The organism is Burkholderia thailandensis E264, assembly GCF_000012365.1.
Classification (GTDB): domain Bacteria; phylum Pseudomonadota; class Gammaproteobacteria; order Burkholderiales; family Burkholderiaceae; genus Burkholderia; species Burkholderia thailandensis.
In genome coordinates this window covers 3380478-3401191 of record NC_007651.1, presented here as the reverse complement: position 1 = coordinate 3401191, position 20714 = coordinate 3380478, and the positions used below count along the sequence as shown (strand labels likewise).

Annotated in this window: 14 protein-coding genes; 4 read left to right on the top strand and 10 right to left on the bottom strand. The window is 65.5% G+C overall.

Features of this window, described 5'->3' with window-relative positions; genetic code table 11:
- Window positions 1-2: 2 nt before the first annotated feature.
- From tagF to BTH_RS27255, 3 genes are all read right to left on the bottom strand, one after another.
- Window positions 3-992, bottom strand: coding sequence for a type VI secretion system-associated protein TagF (gene tagF / locus BTH_RS27265; protein WP_009888606.1), 990 nt, complete (start codon window positions 990-992; stop codon window positions 3-5).
- Window positions 989-4894, bottom strand: coding sequence for a type VI secretion system membrane subunit TssM (tssM, locus tag BTH_RS27260; protein WP_011402549.1), 3906 nt, complete (start codon window positions 4892-4894; stop codon window positions 989-991). Before tssM ends, tagF begins: the two co-directional genes overlap by 4 nt.
- A gap of 285 nt (window positions 4895-5179) precedes the next feature.
- Window positions 5180-6031 (bottom strand): M15 family metallopeptidase, encoded by an 852-nt coding sequence (locus BTH_RS27255; protein WP_025369750.1) that lies wholly within the window; start codon window positions 6029-6031, stop codon window positions 5180-5182.
- 125 nt (window positions 6032-6156) lie between these two features.
- Here BTH_RS27255 and BTH_RS27250 point away from each other — a divergent pair, with 125 nt between their 5' ends.
- Window positions 6157-7122, top strand: coding sequence for a hypothetical protein (locus BTH_RS27250; RefSeq protein ID WP_009910677.1), 966 nt, complete (start codon window positions 6157-6159; stop codon window positions 7120-7122).
- A gap of 196 nt (window positions 7123-7318) precedes the next feature.
- On the opposite strand, the gene BTH_RS27245 is transcribed toward BTH_RS27250, so the two are convergent.
- The 7 genes from BTH_RS27245 to BTH_RS27220 all read right to left on the bottom strand — a co-directional run bounded on the left by BTH_RS27245 (window position 7319) and on the right by BTH_RS27220 (window position 16718).
- Window positions 7319-8767, bottom strand: a complete 1449-nt coding sequence (locus BTH_RS27245; protein WP_009888616.1) for a TolC family type I secretion outer membrane protein — start codon at window positions 8765-8767, stop codon at window positions 7319-7321.
- Window positions 8764-11019, bottom strand: a complete 2256-nt coding sequence (locus BTH_RS27240) for a peptidase domain-containing ABC transporter (protein ID WP_009888617.1) — start codon at window positions 11017-11019, stop codon at window positions 8764-8766. The genes BTH_RS27245 and BTH_RS27240 overlap by 4 nt, the downstream gene beginning before the upstream one ends.
- Window positions 11020-11033: 14 nt before the next feature.
- Window positions 11034-12302 carry an HlyD family secretion protein gene (locus BTH_RS27235; RefSeq protein ID WP_009888619.1) on the bottom strand — a complete coding sequence of 423 codons (1269 nt, stop codon included), beginning with the start codon at window positions 12300-12302 and terminating at the stop codon, window positions 11034-11036.
- Window positions 12303-12952: 650 nt separating this feature from the next.
- Window positions 12953-13174 (bottom strand): hypothetical protein, encoded by a 222-nt coding sequence (locus BTH_RS27230; protein WP_009888621.1) that lies wholly within the window; start codon window positions 13172-13174, stop codon window positions 12953-12955.
- A 101-nt stretch (window positions 13175-13275) separates the two neighbouring features.
- Entirely contained in the window at window positions 13276-13524 is a 249-nt protein-coding gene (locus BTH_RS27225) for a hypothetical protein (RefSeq protein ID WP_009888623.1), read from the bottom strand.
- An 86-nt stretch (window positions 13525-13610) separates the two neighbouring features.
- Window positions 13611-13952: a hypothetical protein gene (locus tag BTH_RS34710; protein WP_154659998.1), complete on the bottom strand. Its 342-nt coding sequence runs from the start codon at window positions 13950-13952 to the stop codon at window positions 13611-13613.
- Between the two features lie 615 nt (window positions 13953-14567).
- On the bottom strand, window positions 14568-16718 hold the full coding sequence (locus BTH_RS27220; RefSeq protein ID WP_043288838.1) for a M1 family metallopeptidase: 2151 nt from the start codon (window positions 16716-16718) through the stop codon (window positions 14568-14570).
- A 602-nt stretch (window positions 16719-17320) separates the two neighbouring features.
- Here BTH_RS27220 and BTH_RS27215 point away from each other — a divergent pair.
- From BTH_RS27215 to BTH_RS27205, 3 genes are all read left to right on the top strand, one after another.
- Window positions 17321-17827, top strand: a complete 507-nt coding sequence (locus BTH_RS27215) for an LEA type 2 family protein (RefSeq protein ID WP_009888629.1) — start codon at window positions 17321-17323, stop codon at window positions 17825-17827.
- Between the two features lie 689 nt (window positions 17828-18516).
- Window positions 18517-19653: a methyltransferase gene (locus BTH_RS27210; protein ID WP_009888630.1), complete on the top strand. Its 1137-nt coding sequence runs from the start codon at window positions 18517-18519 to the stop codon at window positions 19651-19653.
- 131 nt (window positions 19654-19784) lie between these two features.
- A complete protein-coding gene (locus tag BTH_RS27205) occupies window positions 19785-20681 on the top strand; it encodes a class I SAM-dependent methyltransferase (protein ID WP_009888631.1) in 897 nt (298 codons plus the stop codon).
- Window positions 20682-20714: the final 33 nt, after the last annotated feature.

The following is a 20714-nucleotide window of genomic DNA, read 5'->3' as shown; positions in this document are numbered from 1 at the left end:
CGTCACGCTCCCGTGAATGCTTCGCGGAACGTGTCGATGCCCACGCGCAGCGACAGTTGCGGTTGTTCGAGATAACTGACGAGCTTGCTGATCCCATGGTCGTTTTGCGCATGTGCGTCGATCCATTCCGGATCGTCGATGTCGATGTTGTGTTCGGCGTAAGTCTGCGGATCGACCACGCTGTGCAGGGTTTTCGCGGACGCGCCGTTGAAGCCGATGATGAGCCGCTCGCGCTCGGCGATCGTGCCGATGAAGATCGCGAGCTCGAAGTCGGCGCGCGACACGAACGGCGCGACGAGTTCGAGCCAGAATGCGGCGACGAGGCTCCGGTAGAACGGATCGGTCGGCAGCGGCAGCGTGAGCCCGCGCTCGATGTGCGACGTGCCGCTTTGCATCACCGGGCGCAGCAGCGAGCCGAGCGCGAGCATCGCGCCGCGCAGCTTCACCGGATGGCCGCTCGCGAGCAGCATCTGCTCGAGGCCGAAGAGCGTCTGGTGCTCGACGAAATCGTTGAACGTGCCGTCGTGCGCGCTGCCGGGGCCGCCCGTGTCGATCGGCACCTGCGTGTCGCCGAGCGCCTGCAGCGCGCCGGGCGGCTCCTGCGGGCCGAGGAGCGACTGCATCTGCGCGGCGGCGCGCGACCAGAGCCGCGCGAACGCGAGCGGGCTGCGCGCGAGGAACGTGAGCGGGCGCTCGACTTCGAGCGCCGTCGCGGCGAGGAACGGGAAGCGCCGGTTCGATGCGTCGTGGCTCGCGATCATGTGGCCCGCGATCGCGAGCCGGCTCTTCGAGCCGAGAAACGCGAAGTGCATCGGCTTCGCGCTTTCGTAGACGATCTTCCAGCGCGGGTCGTCTGCGAGGAGCTCCATCGCGCGCGCGATCCAGTGGTCGAGCGTCTGCAGCAACTGCGGGTTGTGCGCGCTCTTCACGAAGTCGCCGCGCGACGGGATCTTGCCGAAGTAGGCGATCTGGGCCTGGACCGTTTGCGTCATTGCGCCCCCTGTGCATTCGATGCGGAAGCCGTCGCGACGGCGGCCTGCGGGGCCGCGGCCGTGCCGCCCGAGCCGGGCTGCGCCGTTGCGTTGGCCGCGCCGCCCGCGCTCGCGTCGGCGACCGACGACGGCAGGCGCAGGCCGCGCAGGCTCTGCTGCTGCGGCTGATCGCCGCCGCCGCCAGTCGGCTGCGACGTGCTGATGATGCGCATCGTCACCGACACGCTGACGCTGCCTTGCGTCCACGTCAGATCGAACGTGCCGTCCGCACGGCGCTTGCGCTGCGCCGAGTTGATCAGCTTCTCGAGACCGTAGCGGCCCGGCTCGTTGACGAGCTGCACCGTACGGCCGTCGAACGTCGTGGCGGACAGCGTCGCGCCGGGCGAGCCCTGCGGGTTCGGCCACACGAAGTTCGTCCATTGCGGCGGCGTGTTGCGGTAACGCAGTTGCTGGCCGTCGATCGCGATCGTGTACTCGGTCGTGCCGCTGCTCGGCTGCGGCAGCACCTGGAACACGGTCTGCGGTTCGGACGACCCGGCGGCGCTCGTCGCCGCGCCGCCCGCGAGCGGCGCGACCCAGCGCGCGAAGCCGCTCGTGAAATCCGGCGTGAGCGCGAGGCCCATGTCGCCCCAGGTGCGCGCGGACAGCGTGTCGCCGCGGCGCACTGCGAGCGGCCCGAGCGTCGCGCCGACGAACTTCGCGATCGAGCCGTCGGGGCCGAACACCTGCGCGATCTCGCCCGCGCCCGCTTCGACCTTCGCGCCCGCCGCGAACGGATACTTGTTCGCGAGCGAGTTCTGGAACGGCTGGTACACCTGCGCGTTCCACACCTTGTTCACCTCGACGCTCGCCGGCTGGATCACGACCGCGAACGCCTGCATCAGCGGACGCACGAGGAGCGGGCGCAGCGACTTGCGTTGCGAATCGGTCAGGCCCGTGAGCATCTGCTCGTCGACGAACTTCAGCGAATCGGCGAGCTCCGAGCCGTTGCCGTCGAGCGTCTGCTGCATCAGCTGGCGCGCGCCGGGGCCGGGGTCGCCCTGGTTCTTGATCACGTTAAAGCGCGTGCGGACCTTCGACAGCGTGTCCATGTAGCCCTTGAGCATCGACGTGCCGTCGTGCGTCGCGACGATCCGGCCGAGCCCGACGAACTCCTGGCCGATCGGGCCCATCGGCACGTCGGCGGGATTGCCGTTGATGTCGACGTTCGCCGCGATCTGGCCGCCCGGCTGGCGCGTGAACCACTGCTTGACCCAGTTCACGACGCCCGTCTGCGCCTTCCTGATCGTCGCGTTCGCGAGCGACGGGTTGTCCCACGAGGTCTGGTCGTACGCGGTCTCGAGCACCTTGCGGATCGGCGAATCCTGCGGGTCGCCGAGCTTGTTCATCGCATCGACGGCCTGCGTGAAGTTGCCGAAGCCCTGCACCGCGATGCCCTGCATGAACTTCTGCCAGTGCTGCGCGTACTCGGTCTTGTACATCGCGACGAGCGTCTTCTGGATCTGCTCGGGGCTGCCCTCGAGCGTCAGATCGTCGGCCGACGCGGTGTTCAGCACCCAGTCCTTCGCCTGCAGCTCCTTGGTCGCGGCGTCGCGGATCGCCGGCTGCACGTACTGGAACCACGCCTCGCGCGTGAACGTGCCGGGGATCGCATAGCTGCCCGCGACGAGGCCCGTGTTGCCTTCGCCGACGATGCGCGCGATCGTCATCGGCGCGAAGCGGGTCGACGCGCGCGCCTTGATCTCCTCGTACACGCGCTGGCGGGCCGGCATCCCGCGCACGACGCGGCGCAGGTTCTCGCGGGTCTGATCGACGAGCGCGAGATTCGCCTCGATCATCGGCCAATCGTTGTCGGACACGCGCGACAGGTAGAACGTGATCATCCGCTCCGCGCTCTTGATCATCTCGTCGCGTGGCATGTTGCCGCGATTCGTCTCGAGCCAGCCGCGCCAGAAGCGCGCGACCTGATCGGTCAGGTGCGCCTGCTCGACGTGCCGCTTGTCGGACAGCATCAGGTAGGTCTTCAGCGCGTTGTACGCGTCCTCGACGTTGGTCGGCGACGCGTCGTTATACAGGCCGCCCTGTTGCTGGTTCGGCGCGACGGCAGGGGAGGGGGCGGTACCCGGCGCAGCTGCGGGATTCGCCGACACCGGCATCGGGCCTGCGGGCGTCGCGCCCGATTCCGGGGCGCGCGTCATCGGCGCGAGCTGGTCCGGGTGCGCGTTCACGTCCTTCAGGAACGAGGCGAGGTTGTCCGACACGGGGGCGAGCAGGATCTGCCGCACGCCGTTGTAGTACTCGGTCAGCAGATGCTGCTCGAGCCGGTTGCCCTGATACAGGCCGAGCGACACGGACAGCGGCTTGTCGCGGCGGAACTGCTCGAGCTGCTCGATCCGGTCCTCGAGGATGTCCATCGCCTGCAGGCGCGACTGCAGGTCGTTGCGGTTCTGCTGCAGGCGGGTCACGTTGTCGAGGTCGGCTTGCACGTTCGAGACGAGCTGCTGGTTGCCGATCGTCGACCACGTCCAGCCGCCGAGCGCGAGCGCGAGCGCCGCGACGAAGCCGAAGAACGTCGCGTAGCGCACGCGCGTCTTCGTCGGGCTCGCGAACTGGCGGACTGTCTGGCGGTCCGCGAAGATCACCTTCGAGAACAGGTCGCGCAGGAAGAAGCCGTTCTTCGAGAATGCGCTGTGCGGCTTCGGCAGGCTTTGCGAATCAAGGCCGAAGCGGTTCGCGATCCGCTGCGCGGCCGCGCTGTTCGTTTCGCCTTCCTGCAACGCGCTGGTGAAATAGAAGCCGCGGAAGATCGGCTTGTACTGGAACGGGTTGTCCTCGAACAGCGTCGCGAGGAACGAGCGCAGCGCGGGCTTGATCGTCGAGAATTCGAGCGGGAAGCTCAGTTGGCCGGGCGAAAGCTTGTTGCCGCGGCTGATCGACAGTTGCGCGACGCTGATCTCCTTCAGCCCGTCATACAGCTCTTCGAAGCGCTGATCGAACAGCGCGACGACATCGCGCTTCTCGTCCGGCTCGTACGGCAGCGTCGCGCCCCACACGCGGTCGTATTCCTGGCGGTCGCTGCTGCTGAAGAACTCGGTGAAGCCCGTGATCAGGTCGGCCTTCGTGAACATCACGTAGACGGGCGCGAACACTTCGAGCTTCTCGGTGAGCTCCTGCACGCGCTGGCGCAGGTTCTTCGCGAGGTTGATCGCGAATTCGGGACGGTTGCCCGTCAGCTCGGCGATGCTCGCCGTCACGATGATCCCGTTGATCGGCGCCTTCGGACGATAGCGCTTGAGCAGATCGAGGAAGCCGAGCCATTCGCTGCGGTCTTCCTCGTGCACCGAATAACGGCCCGCGGTGTCGAGCAGGATGCCTTCCGTCGTGAAGAACCAGTCGCAGTTGCGCGTGCCGCCGATGCCGTGGATCACCGCGCTGTTCTTGTCCGCGAACGGAAACTGCAGCCCCGAGTTGATGACGGCGCTGCTCTTGCCCGCGGCCGGGTTGCCGATCACGATGTACCACGGCAGTTCGTACAGCGCGGAGCCGCCCGACACCTGGCCGATCTTCGAGGTCTTGATCGTCTTCACGGAGTCGGCAAGGCGGGTGCGCAGCACGTCGAGGTCCGCCCGCTTGGCGGGCTCGGCCACGGCGGCGGACACCTTGCCCGTTTCGGCCTGCTGCTCGAGCATGTCGCCGAGCTGGCGATTCGCGCGGCGCACGCGCGAGCGGCGCCAGAGCTTCGTCGCGAGCCAGAGCGCGAGCGCGACGGCGAGCGCGCCGGCCGCCCATACGAAGCCGATCTGTAGCGCATCGGCCGCGATGAACAGAACCGCCGCGAGCGCGGCGAAGCCGACGATCGTGAGCGTGCGAGGGTGAGTCAACACGTTGAGGAAGCGTTGCATAGGACGTTCAGGTTCCGGTGCGATTCAGATTCGATACAGGCGAATGCGGCGACGGCGCGAAACGTGGGCGCCGCGCGCACGGCCAAGCGTGACGGCGTTGGATGACGTCACGTTGTCGCGCATGCGTTTGGGGAGAGGAAAAGCCGCCGCAGCGGAGCGGGCGACGGTGCGCTCGCGCGCGATGCGCGCGTCGCGCGGCGCGCGCCGCTCGAGCGAATGCCGGATTGTGATCCCGTCGCGATGTCTGGTAGCCCCATGCCGCCCTCATTATTTACTGCTCGTCCTTTATCGAGCGGACGAGCGCCCGAGCTTGAAGCCGGGCTTATGGTATTCGACGTGTCCGAGGTCCATCATTTTCCATCGGCCACCCCAGGTCAAGCCGACCTCTTCGGCGACTTGTCCGTACAACTGATAGCCTCGCATGGCCCACGGATCTTTTTCCGAGATGACGAGCTTGCCGTCGCGCAGGAACGCGTTGTCGGCCGCCAGTCCGTATTGGTGATAACTCTGGAACGCCGCCGCGTTGGTGACGTTGCTGCCCATCTGCGCCAATCGGTTTTGCCGCTCGGGGCTGCGATAGCCTTCGAGCAACGCCATTTCATAGCCGTGCTGTTCGCGCATGATCTTGTAGACGAGCAACAGGCGCGTTCTGAAATCGGTATCGAGCAAATTCCAATCGCGGCTTGCGTCCTTCAGCGCGGGCCTGACCTGCTCGACCTCGCGGGTGGCGAAGACTTCTGGCGGCAGCGGCAGCGGCGGAACGAGCTGCTCGCCTTTTAAAAGCGCGGCGATTTTCTCGTCCGGGACGCGCAATGTGTCGTCGTATTGGAATAGTTGCCGACCGCGTAACGCGATAGCAATCAATGGAGGCGTCGCAAGAATACCTGTCGTGGTCGCAATCAGCAAGCGCCGCCGCACTAGTAAATTTTGCATGCCGCTTAAGGTCGAGCGCGACATTTTTGCCGATTGCGCGAGATGTTCGCGCGCACGGGCCGCGCGATCGGATGCGCGCCGGCTGATTCGGCCGTGGAATTGGGCGACCGAATCGAAAACCGTCGTGCGCACTGCCGGCAATAACAGCAGCGCCGCAGCGAAGACAGCGACGGTGAAATAGGCGACTAGAACGACGGCAATCAAAGAAAACCCCGGAATATGGAATCGATTGTAATTTGCAATGCTTGATCTTAGAATCAGGCCTGCTTCCGCGTAGGCCGGGACAATATTATTGCGGCGAATTAAACCAGGATTCAACGAGACACTGAATGAGCGCGCCGGACGATTCGAATTCGAAAGCCCCGCCTAGCCTGCTTTCTTCCGATGCCGGCAAAGGAAGCGGCGCGAACAACTCGCGTATTCTCGCGAATCTCGAAGGCCGCGTCTCCCCCCAGACCGAAAACGCGCCGCGTTCGCGCAAAGGGCCGATCGCGCTCGTCGCGCTCGCCGTCGTCGCGGTAGCCGGTTGGGGCGCATGGCGATTGCAGCAGCCTTCCATTGAATCGGCCGAAGTGGCGGCGTCGGCGCCCGCCGCCGTGGTGCCCGCGAGTCACGCCGTGCCGGCGAGCGCGGTGCAGATCGCGCAGGCGCCCGCGCCGCAACCCGCGACGATTGTCAACGACGACAGCATCGCAAGCGATGCGAAGCCGGCTGCCGCGGCGTCGGCGGTGAGCGAGAGCCGCCTGTCGCGCGCGCTCGCAAACGGCGCATCCGACGTGCCGACGACCGGGGCCGCCGCAGGTGCGACGGCCGCCGCGGTCGCGGTTGCAGCCGCAAAGCCGGCGAAGAGCGTGGAGAAGAGCGCCGCGAAGAGCACCGCCGCGAAGCAGAGTAAGCAGGATGCGGCGCACGCGAAAGCGGAGGCCGCTGCGCGCAAGCGCCACGAAAAGACTCAGGCCGCGCAAGTTGCGCAGGCGAAGAAGGCGCGCCACGAGGCCGCCGCGAAGAAGAACGGGAAAGACGATCCGGACGCCGATCTGCTTGCCGCGCTCGTCGCGCGAACGAAGCCGGCGGGCGCGGCGAAGTCCGGCGAGGCGGCGAAGTCGAACGCGACGCCGAAGATGGCCGCGGCGGCGGCGACCGGATCGGCCGATGCGTCGCTTGCCGCGCGCGTGAAGGCGTGCGGCGAGCGCGGCTTCTTCGAGGATCAGCTTTGCCGTTGGCGCGTGTGCGAAAACCACTGGGGCAAGGACCCGGCGTGCCCGACTTCCGCGACGCAGAACCGCCAGCCGTGATGTGACGTGACGCTCGCGCCGTGACGCGAACGTGAAGGCGTCGCGCCCGCGGCCGCATTTCTCCCGCCGGCACCTCTCGCCGATTGTTCAATCTTGCGTTTTTTCCGCCGGTGCCGAATCGCGGCGCGCGTCGCCGCGTTCGGCAATCGCCGCGTCATCCGGAGCGAGAACGCACCGCCGCATCGTTCACGTTCTTTCAATGCGCCGACCACAGGCCGATGCTGCCGAGGCTCGCCGCGAGCTTCAGGCGCGCAGTCCGCCATTTCGATATCGCCTGCACGCGCTGCTTCTGCGCGTCGGAGAGCGCCGTTTGCGCATTCAGCAGCTCCGTGAACGTGCCGACCCCCGCCTTGTAGCGGCCGCGCGCGATGTCGAGCGAGCGCTGCGCATCGTCGAGCAGGTCCTTCGAGTTGTCGAGATTCGCGGTGTCTGTCTGCAGGCTCTGATAGCTCTTCCATACGTCGAGCGATACGTTCAACTCGGTGTTCTGCACATCGGCCTCCTGCGCATCCGCCTGCGCTTGCGCGGCCGCGACGCGGTAGCCCGACGCGAAGCCCTCGAACAGCGGAATCGTCACCTGCACGCCGATCATGCTGCCGTGGCTCGCGGTGGTCTGGATGCCCGGCTGTTGCTGATAGGACGGGCTGTTGCGGCTGAGGCTGCCGGTCAACGAGATGGTCGGGCGGCCCTGAGCACGCACCGCATCGACGTTCGCGCGCGCCGCGTCGAGTTTCGCGCGCGCGGCGACGAGCTTCGGATGCTGCCGCTTCGCCTCGTCGATCAATTGCGCGATGCCTTCGGCGAACGCGTTGCGATCGACCGGCGGCTCGGCGGTCGCGATCCGCAGCGGCGTGTTCGCGTCGAGCCCCATCGCGACGGCGAGGACGCCCGTCGCGTTCTGCACGTCGCCTTCGGCGCTCACACGATCGAGCACCGCGCGGCGATAGCTCGTTTGCGCCTGCAACTGATCGCTCAGCGTGCCCGCGCCGGCGTCGTGCTTCGCCTTCGCCGCAGTGAGGCTATCCTGCGCGACGCGTTCGGTCGTGCGCGCCGCGTCGAGCGCCGCCTGCGTGTCGCGCAGGTTGTAATACGCCTGGGCGGCATTGAACAGGATGGTCTGGAGCGTGTCGTCCTGCGTCGCGTTGGCGGCGGCGAGGAGCTCGCGCGCCTGCCTGAGCGCCGCGCTGCGCTTGCCGAAATCGAACAGCACCCAGCTCAGGTTCAACGCGCCGTAGCGGCTCGTCTGGATCTGCTTCTGGTCGGCGGTGAGCGTGATCGGGCCGAGGTTCTGCTCATACGTCGTCGTTTGCCAGTTGCGCTGAATGCCCGCTGTTGCATTGAGCGTCGGCAGATACGCTGCCTCCTTCACGCCGAGCTGTGCGGCCTGCGCGCGCGCATCGGCCCACGCGCGCCGTGCCTGCGGGTTCGCGCAGATCGCCTGCAGGATCGCGTCTTCGAGCTCGATCGGACGGTCCGCGAGCTCGGGCTGGCATGTCGCGTTCTTCAGCATCGGCGCGGCGGGAGAATCCGACACATTCTTTCGGGTTCCGTAGAGATCGAGCCATTGCGCGTGTGTCGCTTGCGACGCGAAGAGCGCGAGCGCGCCGGCCATGGCGAGAATGCGTGCGGGCTTCATCACGATCATCGCCCCGTGGCCGGTTGCGTAGCGGCGGGCGGCGCGGCGGGAGCCGCGCAGGCCGGAGCGGGCGCCGCCTGTGCCGCGGCGGGAGCAGGCGCTGCCGCGGGCGCGGCGGGCGGCCTCGGCGCCGCAGCGAGCGCGGCCGTCGGCTTGTCGAGCGCGACCTTGCCCGCGTCGAGCATGATCACGCGTGACGCGGACGCGATCGTCTCCGGACGGTGCGCGACGATCACGCGCGTCATCTTCAGTGCGCTGACCGCGGCGTTCACCAGCCGTTCGCGCTGCAGATCGAGGTGACTTGTCGCTTCATCGAGCACGAGAATCTTCGGCCGCTTGTAGAGCGCGCGCGCGAGCAGCACGCGCTGCTTCTGTCCGCCCGACAGCACCGTGCCCATGTCACCCACGAGCGTGTTGTAGCCCATCGGCATCGCGACGATGTCCGCGTGCACGGCCGCGAGCTGCGCGCATTCGGCAACCCACTTCGGGTCGGCATCCGGATCGAAGAAGCTGATGTTGTCGGCGATCGAGCCCGCGAACAGCACGTCGTCCTGCAGCACGGTGCCGACGAGCGAGCGCAGGCGATCGAGCCCGAGGCGCTCGACGTCGACGCCGCCGATCCGGATCTTGCCGCCCGTCGGCTCGAGGATGCCGAGCAGCACGTTGACGAGCGTCGTCTTGCCGCAGCCCGATGCGCCGATCAGCGCGACCGACTCGCCCGGCTCGATCTTCAGCGACACGCCGTCGAGCACGGTCGGCTCGCCTTCGGCGTAACGGAACACGAGGTTGTCGGCTTCGATGCTCGCGCTGAGATTCTCCGTCTCGCCCGGCACGTGACGCACGCCCGCGTCGGATTCGCCTTTCGCGAACACGATGTCGGAGAGCCGCTCGCCCTGAAGCTGGAGCATCTTCACTTCGAAGAACTTGTCGATCAGGCTGCCGACGCGGCTGTCGAACTGCCCCTTGTATGCGTTGAACGCCATCAGCACGCCGACCGTGAATTCGCCGTCCATCACGAGCCGCGCGCCAAGCCAGATGATGACGAGCCCTTCGAGACCGAACAGCAGGCTGTTCAATTGTTGATACAGCAACTGAAGCTTCTGCACGTGCAGGCCGGCGTTGATTTGCTCGACGAGCAGCGTGAGCCAGCTTGAGCGGCGTTCGCTCTGGCGGTTGAACAGCTTGATCGTCTTCACGCCGCGCACGGTTTCGAGGAAATGGCTCTGCTGTTTCGCGGTGTGAATGATCTGATCCTCGGTCGCGCGCCGCAGCGGCCGGTACCACAGCCAGCGCAGCAGCGCGTAGAGCGCCATCGTGCCGAGCGCGACGAATGCGAGCGTGCGGCTGTAGACGAACATCATCGCGAGCGTGACGATCGTCATCAGGCCGTCGATCACAGCGGACAGGAACGACGTCGTCAGCGTCTGCTGGATCGTATCGATCGAGCCGAAGCGCGACACGACGTCGCCGAGATGGCGGCGCTCGAAATACTGGACCGGCAAATTCAGCAGATGCGTGAACACGTTCGCGCGCCATTGCACGTTGAGCGTCGTGCCGAAATACATCAACGCCCACGCGCGGATCGCGCTCGTCGCCTGCTGCATCAGCAGCAACAGGCCGAAGCCGAGCGCGAGCACGGTCAGCAGATCGCGGTCGGCGCTGACGATCACTTCATCGATCACCCATTGCAGAAAGAACGGCGACACGAGCGTGAACACTTCGAGCGCGATCGCAAGCACGAGGATCTGGCCGAGCGAGCGCGACAGCCCGGACACGGGGCCGAGCAGTTGGCGCAGCTTCACGCCGGGAGAAGCCTCGCGCGGTTTGAAGCCCCCTGTCGGCCAGAGCTCGAGCGCGACGCCGGTAAACGAGCGCGACACCTCTTCAAGCGACAGCTTGCGCACGCCCTGCGCCGGATCGTGAATGACGACGTGCTTGCCGTTGACTTCCTTCAGCACGACGAAATGGTTGAAATTCCAGTGCAGCATGCAGGGCATGCGCAACTGGCCGAGCTGATCGAGATCGAGCTTCAGCGCGCGCGTGCCGAGGTCGAGGCGCTGCGCGATGTCGATCACGCGGCCGAGGCCCGCGCCTTTGAGCGACACGGGGAAGCGCCCGCGCATCGTCGCGAGGTCGACATGATGGCCGTGAAAGCCGGCAATCATCGCGAGGCACGCGAGGCCGCATTCGGCGGCTTCGGTCTGCAAGATCATCGGCAGCTTGCTGCGGATGCCGAACGAGAGACGATCGAGAAGTGACATAGGCTTGGACCGCGTCAGAGTTTGCCCGTCAGGCTGTAAAGAGGTTCGAGCACCCATTCGTACAGGCGGCGGCGCTCCTGCAGGATGTCGGCTTGCAGCGCCATGCCGGCCTGCAACGGTTGCGCCTTGCCGTACGCCGTCACGCTTTGCGATTTCAGCGCGACCGTGATCCGGTAGTACGTGCCGCTCGATGTTTGCGCGGCGGGGCCGCCGCTCGTCGCGAGCTCGGCGGCCGACAGCGCGGTGCGCGCGATCGACACGACGCTCGCTTCGTACTGGCCGAACTTCTGGTACGGATACGCCTGATAGCGCACGAGCACGCGATCGCCGACGTGTACGAAGCCGACCGCCGCGCTCGGCACGAACAGATACGCCTGCCAGTGCGCGTCCGTCGGCACGATGCTCGCGAGCGGGTGCGACGTGTCGGCTGTCTGGCCCGGCTCGGCGATCACCGCGGTCGCGGTGCCCGTTTCCGGCGCGGTGACGACGAACTCGCGCTTCGCCTCGCTCTCGATCAGCGTGCGATCGACGTCGATCACGCTGCGGTCGATCTGCGACAACTGGTTCTGCTGTTTGAGCGACAGGCCCGACAGGTCGTTGAGCGCTTCCTTCAAAGTCTGCGCCGTGCTCGCGCGGTCGCGCATCAGGCTGTTCAGCTTCGAGCGTTGATCGAGCAGATCGGCCTCGCGCTGCTGCGCCTGATCTTTCGAGATGTAGTCCTGAGCGAGCAAGCCTGCATAGCGCGACGCGGCGTCGGCCGCGAGCGACGTGCGCGTGCGTTGCGCGGCGATCTGATCGTCGATGCCCGCGAGCTCCGCGCGCAAGCTCGCGATCTTCGATTGCAGCGTGTCGCGCTCATCCTGTTGCAGTCGCTTGGTCTTGTCGAGTTCCTGTTGCAGCGATGCCTTGCGTTGCTGTGCCTGATCGATGAGCGCCGCCTGCGTCTGCCCCGCGGCCGCGCTCTGCAGGTCGGTCGACACCGTGTATAGCATCTGCCCGCGCGTGACATGCTGCCCCTCGACGACGTTCTTCTTCAGCACGACGCCCGTCTGCTGCGCGTAGACCTTGACGAGGCCCGTGTCCGGCGTGAGCACGCCGTCGACCGTCGTGCGCCGCGTATAGGTGCCGAACGTGAAGAGCAGGATCACGCCGAGCGCCATGCTCGCGGCCGCGCTCGCGAGCACGGCGAACGACACGGGGCGAATCAACACGATCTCGCCGAGCGTTTGCGTGCGCTGCGCTTCCTGGGCGGCTGTTCGAAAGAGTGGAGTGTTGGGCGTCATGGATGGACTGCCGAAAGTAGCGTTGGAATCGCGGCTGTGGTTTGACGTTTCGCGTTCGGGCATTGCGTGGCGACGCCGTCGGTTCGCTCGATCATCGTCGTGTTTGCGTTCGTCTTGCAGGAGACGCATCAGCTGCGCCGCCCGGTTTCGGCATTCCGTCGAGCCGGTTGTCGCAAGGAGCGATTTGTCGATGTCGTCACGACTCTTTCGCGATCGAGACCTGGCCGCGCCCGACCGCTTCGTCATTACATCGCGCGCGGCTTGAGGCCGATGACGATTGCAGCGATCGCGGCGACGGATACGGATCGTTCGAAACGCGTCGGCACCGGATCGAAACTTATCGGACACCGATGAAACGGGAAAGCGCGTTGGACTACGTTTTAACGATATTTGAAGTGTTTTTCGCTACTTGACATTCCAATCAGTAGAGAATCGGTCAATCGAAACGGATCGGCGCGCATCTGCATGCGGCGGGCCGGATCGTCGTCGCGACAAATCGCGCGCCGTCTGCGCGCATGGCGCATTGCGCGAACGGCGGCGCAAAATGCGAAACGCGCGCCGGGCATGACCGGGCACGCGTTTCGTGTGACAGGCACGAGCAACGGACGGCGGCCGCCGCCATGTCGTACCGGTCGTGCAACGGGCAGTGCTTAGTTGCCGCCCGTCAGCACGTTCGCCGTGCCGTCGACGACTTCCTTGACGCCGTTGACGAGGCCGATGGCCAGCAGGCCGACCGTGTCGGTCAGGTTCACGCCGAAGTTGTACGCACCCGCGCCGAGCGCGCTGATGACATTTTGCGCGCCCAGAACGATGCCGGTCAGGAGGCCGGCGCCGCCGACGAGATCGATTTCCTGTTGGTTGAGTTCTTGCATGGTAGTTATCCTAAATATCGAGAATTGAAGTTCGACGCTCTGGTCAATCGGCAGGGCGAGCCGGTGAGGCGGCTCTAACTCGTTCGATTGACCACGCCGATTTACAGGCCGCCTTGGGAGATGCCGTCGACGATGCCGCCGATGGCGCCGCCAACCACGCCGACTGCCGTGCCGCCGATGATCTGGATCGCGCCGATGAGGCCGCCGGCGAGCGTGTCGGTGACGGCTGCGCCGACGTCATACAGGCCCTTGCCGTACACGCCGACGAGGCCCGTGAGCGCGCCGATCAGGCCGCCGCCGACCGCAGCGCCGCCGACGAGATCGATTTCCTGTTGATTGAGTTCTTGCATTGCCTTACTCCGATTTAATTGCCAGATGGCCCATCTGGCGGGGCAGATCTGCGACGCCGTTGACGAAGCGCTGCAAATCAATCCGGTCATTGACGATTGCTCGTCGAGGCGAGTGGGTCGATGCGGTGTGCGCCGATCCATTCGAGGCGCTCGATGGTCGAGTCGTCCTTGTGTCCGGCGCATCGTCGACGCGAGTCGCGATGCGCGAATGCTTGATCCACGCTGTTTTCCCCTGCCTTCGTCATCAATCGGCCCCCGAGCTTGCTTGTTGGATGAGTGGCAACGTTCGTTCGTCGTCGAGCAACGGATCGATCGCCGACGAACGGCGCCGAGCCGGAGACAACGCGTATCGACCGATCGCGACGCGCCTGTCGTACTGCGCATCGCGCGATCGCATGAACACGGTTGCGCAGGTTCAGCGAGTTCAATTCGTAACGACTGGCGGCGTGTTTGGATGCTCGCGTCGTCGTGGGGCAATTATCAAAGGTCGGATTGAACTTTTAAGTTCGGTAGCGTACTCATCATCGTAGTGCGCTAGGGCTGGATCAATCGATGTTTAGATCACGTCAAGGAATGCGATGAAGAAGTTCTAGTGATCGGGCTATTCGAGATTGGGCATGAACGGAATCGCGCATGCGCGCGTGCGCCGGCCGCGCGATCCGCGCGGATGCGCGTCGACACGCGTTGCCGTGTGTTCGCACCGTGACGCGCGCGTAGTGGGAGTATTCGATTGAGTGGCCGAACGAACGTCGAATCGATTCAATTTGCCTGTCACGGAAGCGATTGTTAAATACTTTAAAAATAAGATCGCATTCCGAAAAAAGATGAGGCGCCGAACCGAATCGTGCTCGAAGAAGGTGCGTGTTCGTTCCGTGTCGATGCGCCGCTCGAACGTCATTTTCGACGAGGCGGCGAAAATAAGAACGGGCCTCCGGTTGGAGGCCCGCATGGTGCGCATCGCAACGTGCGTCGCCGCTTCGTGTTTTCCGTCGTCGCATGCAGCACGACGACGGACGACGCAGGCGGCGACGTTCGCGAGCCGCTTATTCCGTCCGCTGTTGCCGCGGCGTGAACTGGCCTTGGTAACGCAGTTGCGGACGTTCTTTCGGCGTTTCGAGGATCGACGGCACCTGGCGCAGCTTCATCGCAGCCGGCGAATTGATCGACGAGATGCTCGTTTCGCGCGAAGGCGGCGCGAGATTCGACGCGACGAGCAGTGCAGCCTCGCTCTTCAGGTTCAGCAGCAGCACCGGGTCCGTCGACGCGTTGATCTGCGTGAGGAGCGCGCTCCACGCGGCATCGCTGTAGTTCGTCACGTAGTAGTCGAACCCGCTGGGATTCGCGACGACGGCGGAGCAGCCGTCGAGACGGATCTGCGTCTGCGTATCCTTCAGCGCGAGCGTCTTGCGATTGACGAGGCCGTCGCCGTACGCGAGCGTGACGGGGATCGTCCACTGCGCACCCGGATACTTGTTCTTGTTCGGGAACGGCGACTGCTTGAGCGTGACGACGTTCTGGTTCTTCGTCAGATCGCACTGCGTGTCGAGCGTCAGCAGCGGCACGCCGGTCTGGCGCACGAAGCTGTCGCCGATCGGGCCGACCTGCTGGCCGCTTGCGGCGGAGAGCGCATCCCACAGACGCTTCGGCGTGCCGTTTCCGAACGCATAGTCGTTCAGGTACTGCTGAAGGCCCTTGCGCAGCGTCTGCTCGCCGAGATAGCCCTCGAGCATCTTCAGCACCATGCCGCCCTTGTTATAGACGAACGAACTCGCGCTTATGACGAAGTCGTTCGACGCCCAGCCGTTGAAGTTCGGTTGAATCGGGAACGCGTCCGCGCTGATGTCCTTGTTGATCACGCGATACTTGGACTTGATGTGATCGAGCCAGTTGAACTCGTCCGGGAAGAACTGGATCGTCGTCTTCGTTTCGAAGAAGCGCGCGAACGATTCGTTCAGCCAAACGTCGTCCCACCAGTCCGTCGTCACGAGATCGCCGAACCATTGGTGCGCGACTTCGTGCGTGAGCACCTGGTTGCCGTAGCGCGACATCGGCTTGCCCGGTTCGGGCAGGATATCGTCGGCGAACTCGAGAATCGAGCCCCAGTTCTCCATGCCGCCGAAGTTCAGGTCCTTCTGCTCCTTGAACGCGTCGTTCGCGGCGACCGTGTCGAACTTCTTGAGCGGCAGCGCAATGCCGGTGTAGCGATAGTAGTAATCGAGCGCCTGCTTCGTGCGCTGCATCGCGGGGCGTGCCCATTCGCGCATGCCGGGCGGCGTGAAGATGCGCAGGTGCAGACCGCGGCCGTCCGGCAGCGGGCTCGAGAAGTCGTCTTCGAGCACGTCGAACAGGCCGCCGCCGAAGAACAGCAGATACGACGGCATCGGCGGCGTCTTCTCGAACGACACCAGCTTGTAACCGCCGCCGACGTTCACCGACGGCAATTCGGCCGCGTTCGACACGACGCGCCATGCCTGCGGCACCTCGGCAGTCACTTCATAGGTCGGCCGGAACGCTGGCTCGTCCCAGCCCGGGAACCATTGACGCGACAGGTTCGTTTCGCCCTGCGTGAGAATCGCGCCGCTCGTCGTGCCGTCGGTGCTCTTCAGGTCCACGCGGAAGATGCCTTCGGCCGCGGAGCAGCCCGGATACGGATCGTTGCCGCAACTGCCGCCCGTGTGATTGACAGGGTCGTCATACGACTTGAAGTTGATGATGCCTTGCCACTCCATGTGCAGCGAGTAGTTGCCCGGAGCGATCTGGCCGCTCGCGGGACGCAGTTGATAGAAGTCGCCCTTGTCCTGCGGCGTCGCGATCAACTGCACGTTGCCGGGCTGCAGCGTGATCTTGCCGTTCGCGAACTGGATTCGGTGGCCCGCGACGACGATCGCGTTGACGGGCTTGAGCACCTTGATCTCGACGTCCGCGCGGCCGCTGAATTGATTCAGGTCCGCGTTCGGGCGGAACCAGAGCTTGTAGTTGACGGGCACGACGGTGTCGGGCATTTCGACGGGTTTCGTGCTTTTGTCGACCGCGGCGGCAGGCGCGGCCGCGTTGCCGTTCGCGCCGTTCGACGGGCTGTGCGCGGCGCCGAGCGACACGGCCGAGCCGGTGCCGCCGTCGTCGCCGCCGCAGGCGGCGAGCGCGAGCGCGCCGAGCAGAGACAGATATCGCAATCTACGATTGTTTATCCACATACTGAACCTCGAATTGAAAAGAAATCGTTCGGTCCTGCATGAATTCGACGGGTAATAGTTCTCCTTCGCCATCAATCGATGGCGAAATGAATTACTCCGTTTATATTCGAGAAGATTGCGGATTTATTACGTGAAGATAATCATGATTGGGTGCCCCCTTTTGATTCTGGTTTGTGAATGATGGCCGGCGCGGCGGAGTGCGCGTCCGGCGGCCTTCGTCGCCCATGCGATCCCATTTGGCGGGGCGAAGGCCGTCCGCTCCTCTCCAGGCGGAACGTCAGCTTCGTCAAGCTGCCTTAAGGAATGTCGGGTGATTCGAAAGATGGCTCAATATACTTGATGGATTAACGTAAAGGAATCAAAAAAAATTTGATGAGAAGTGTTTTTTAGATTCCTTCTTCAAATTTCATTTTCGAAATGTTTAATTCGGGAATGATGTTGATTGAATATTCGTAGTGCCCGTGCAAAGCGTGCGGGAAGTCGATCGCTGAACTACGAAAGATTGGAGTTGCGTGCCGGGTGGTGCACGGGCGGTTCCGTGTGCGTCGCGCACGCGCTGGTTAGAATGGCGGCTCCCGCCCCTGTTTCGAGGATCGTCGTCAATGCGTGTCTGGCACAGTACCCGCTCGTTCGTTGGACTGTTGTTTGCCGCGCTCGCCGTGCTGCTCGCGCTGGGCGGGTGCGCGGCGCTGACCGCGCGCGATCCCGTGCGCGTGAGCGTCGTCGGCATCGAGCCGCTCGCCGGGCAGGGGCTCGAGATGCGCTTCGACGTGAAGCTGCGGCTGCAGAACCCGAACGATGCGCCGATCGACTACGACGGCGTCGCGCTCGATCTCGAACTGAATGGACGGCCGTTCGCGAGCGGCGTGAGTGACGCGCGGGGCACGGTGCCGCGTTTCGGCGAGCAAGTGCTGAGCGTGCCGGTCACGGTGTCCGCGTTCGCGGCGGCGCGGCAGGCGTTCGGACTCGCGGACGCGACGGAATCCGGCAAGCTGCCTTATGTGCTGCGCGGCAAGCTCGCGGGCGGATTGTTCGGTAGCGTGCGCTTCTCCGATTCGGGCACGCTGAGCTTACCCGCTTCGTCGTCGGGCTACACGGACGGACGCTAGCGCGTGCCAATCCGACATCGTTCGAAATCCTGAATGCTCGAGCGTGTCTTGGGAGCGGCGGTGTGCACCCCGCTGCCCGCCGCTTTGGGAAAATTGTTCGGAGTCCGATCAGGCGGACGCATCTTGTTCGTGCGGCGCGCATGCCGAGCAAGAGGAAGGTGAATTCGATCTTCCGAGGCTCGGGAGAATCCATGACGATTGATGCAATGCGCGTGCGCGCCGATCTGGCTTGCGTGACCGATCCTCACTATCCGATGCCGAAGTCGTGGGTCCGCGCGACGGGCTCGCGGTGATGTGCGCGAACGATCAGGTGGCGGCGAATCAGGACGGGGGAAACCGATCGTGATGGTCGAGTTCGGCGGGTCCGGCTGGTTCGACGCGCAGGGGAAGTGACGCGCGGCGCTGTTCCAGCCGTCCGGAGTGTGGTCACGCGCGTGCGCGCGGCCGCCGGTCAGCCGCGTCGATTCACGTCGCGATCGGATCGCGAGTCTCGCGCCGACGCTTGCTTGCCGTCGATTCCGTGCGCGGCGGCAGGTGTGCGTACCTCGTTCCGTTCGCGATGAGGTCGAGGGCCGGGAGGCGAATGACGGGGCCCGCACGGGCCGCCTTTTGCTGCGGGTCGCAAAGCGCGGTACTGTGTCGTCCGCGGCGTGTCGCGCCGCCTGCCGATCAACGTATCCCGATTTCTCGTGACTGCCTTTCCCGAATTTCATTGGACCGACGCCGACGGCGTCGAGCACGTCGCCCGCTGGCGCTCGGAAGCCGGTTCGCCGCCGCCGCGCCGCGCGGTCGTGGCCGACGATCGCACGACGGCCGACATTGCGTATCGCCTTGCGTGCGAAGGCACGTCGCTCGTCTGGCAAGGCGATTTCCAGAACGCGCGCCAGCTGTTGCAGGCGCTCGCGCGCCGCATCGAGCGCAGGCCGAAGAAGGCCAAGCCTGCCGCGGCGCCCGGCGACGCGTTCAATCTCCATCGGATGGCGCAGGCGCAGCGCGCCCGCACGCTCGGCATGCTGCTGATCCCGCTCGAGGCCGACTATTCGATCGCGCTGCGCCGCGCGCCGGATCTGCGCGCCGCGTGCGAGGAGGCGTACGGCGCGGGCGGCGAGCGCTCGATCGCGTCGCTGCGCGAGTTGCTCGGCATCGTCGGCGCGCACGAATGGCGCAAGAAGGGCGTGCCGGTCGCCGCGCTCGGCGGGGAGCGGATTCATCCGCACTACGGCGTGTTCTCGCCCGTGCGCGGCGAGTACGTCGAGCTCGTCGCGCGCGCGCCGCTGCCGTCGACATCGCTTGCGTTCGACATCGGCGTCGGCACGGGCGTGCTTGCCGCGGTGCTTGCGTCGCGCGGCGTCGAGCGCGTCGTCGCGACCGATCAGGACAAGCGCGCGCTCGCGTGCGCGGCGGAAAATGTCGCGCGGCTCGGTTACGCGCAGCAGGTCGAGATCGTCGAAGCCGATCTGTTTCCCGACGGGCGCGCGCCGCTCGTCGTCTGCAATCCGCCGTGGGTGCCCGCGCGGCCGAGCTCGCCGCTCGAATACGCGGTCTACGATCCGGACAGCCGGATGCTGAGAGGCTTTCTCTCGGGGCTTGCCGCACATCTCGCGCCGGGCGGCGAAGGCTGGCTGATCCTGTCGGACTTCGCCGAGCATCTCGGCCTGCGCACGCGCGACGAACTGCTCGGCTGGATCGACGCGGCGGGCCTTGCCGTCGTCGGCCGCGACGACGTGAAGCCCGCGCACCCGAAGGCGTCGGACCCCACGGACCCGCTGCACCGCGCGCGCGCCGCCGAGACGACTTCGCTCTGGAGGCTTGCCGCCCGCAATTAGCGGGCCGTTCGCCGCACGCGTCCGAGGGCGGCGCGAGTGGTTTTCGGTAAACTGTGACGCTTCCACGCACGCTTTGACGCCGCCCACCGCCGCTCGACCTTCGGTTCGCGCGGCCGCCGGCCCGCTTCCCGATGTCGACCAAGACCTACGAAATCCGCCCGAACCAGTCGATCGAACTGCTGAAGGAACTGCATATCCTGACGCGCGACGGCAAGATGAACCAGGACAGCCGCCGCAAGCTGAAGCAGGTGTATCACCTGTTCCAGTTCATCGAGCCGCTGCTCGAGGACGTCGCGCGGGAGACGGGCGGCGTGACGCTCGTCGATCACGGCGCGGGCAAGTCGTATCTCGGTTTCATCCTGTACGACCTGTTCTTCAAGGAGCGTCCGCACGCGGGTTCGCATATCTACGGGATCGAAACGCGCGAGGAACTCGTCGCGCGCTCGACCGAACTCGCCGCGCGGCTCGGCTTCGGCGGGATGTCATTCCTGAATCTGTCGGTGGCCGATTCGATCACGTCACCGACATTGCCGGAAACGGTCGATGTCGTCACCGCGCTGCACGCGTGCGACACCGCGACCGACGACGCGATCCGCTTCGCGCTCGCCAAGCGCGCGCGCTACATCGTGCTCGTGCCGTGCTGCCAGGCGGAAGTCGCGGGCGTGCTGCGCAAGAACAAGGGGAAGTCGCTTGCGAACGCGCTGGCCGAAGTGTGGCGGCATCCGTTGCATACGCGCGAGTTCGGCAGCCAGATCACGAACGTGCTGCGCTGCCTGCAGCTCGAGGCGCACGGCTATCAGGTGAGCGTGACCGAGCTCGTCGGCTGGGAGCATTCGATGAAGAACGAGCTCATCATCGCGCAATACAAGAACCTGCCGCGACGCAAGCCGAGCGAGCGGCTCAACGAGATCCTCGACATGTTCGGTCTCGCGCAACTGCGCGAGCGCTTCTTCGCGCCCGGCGCTCAGGCAACGGGCGATGCGCGCGCCGAGCCGGCCGCGGCGGACTCCGGGCCGCCGAGCGCGTGACCTCCGGCGCGTGGCGCGCCGTTCACCGCATGC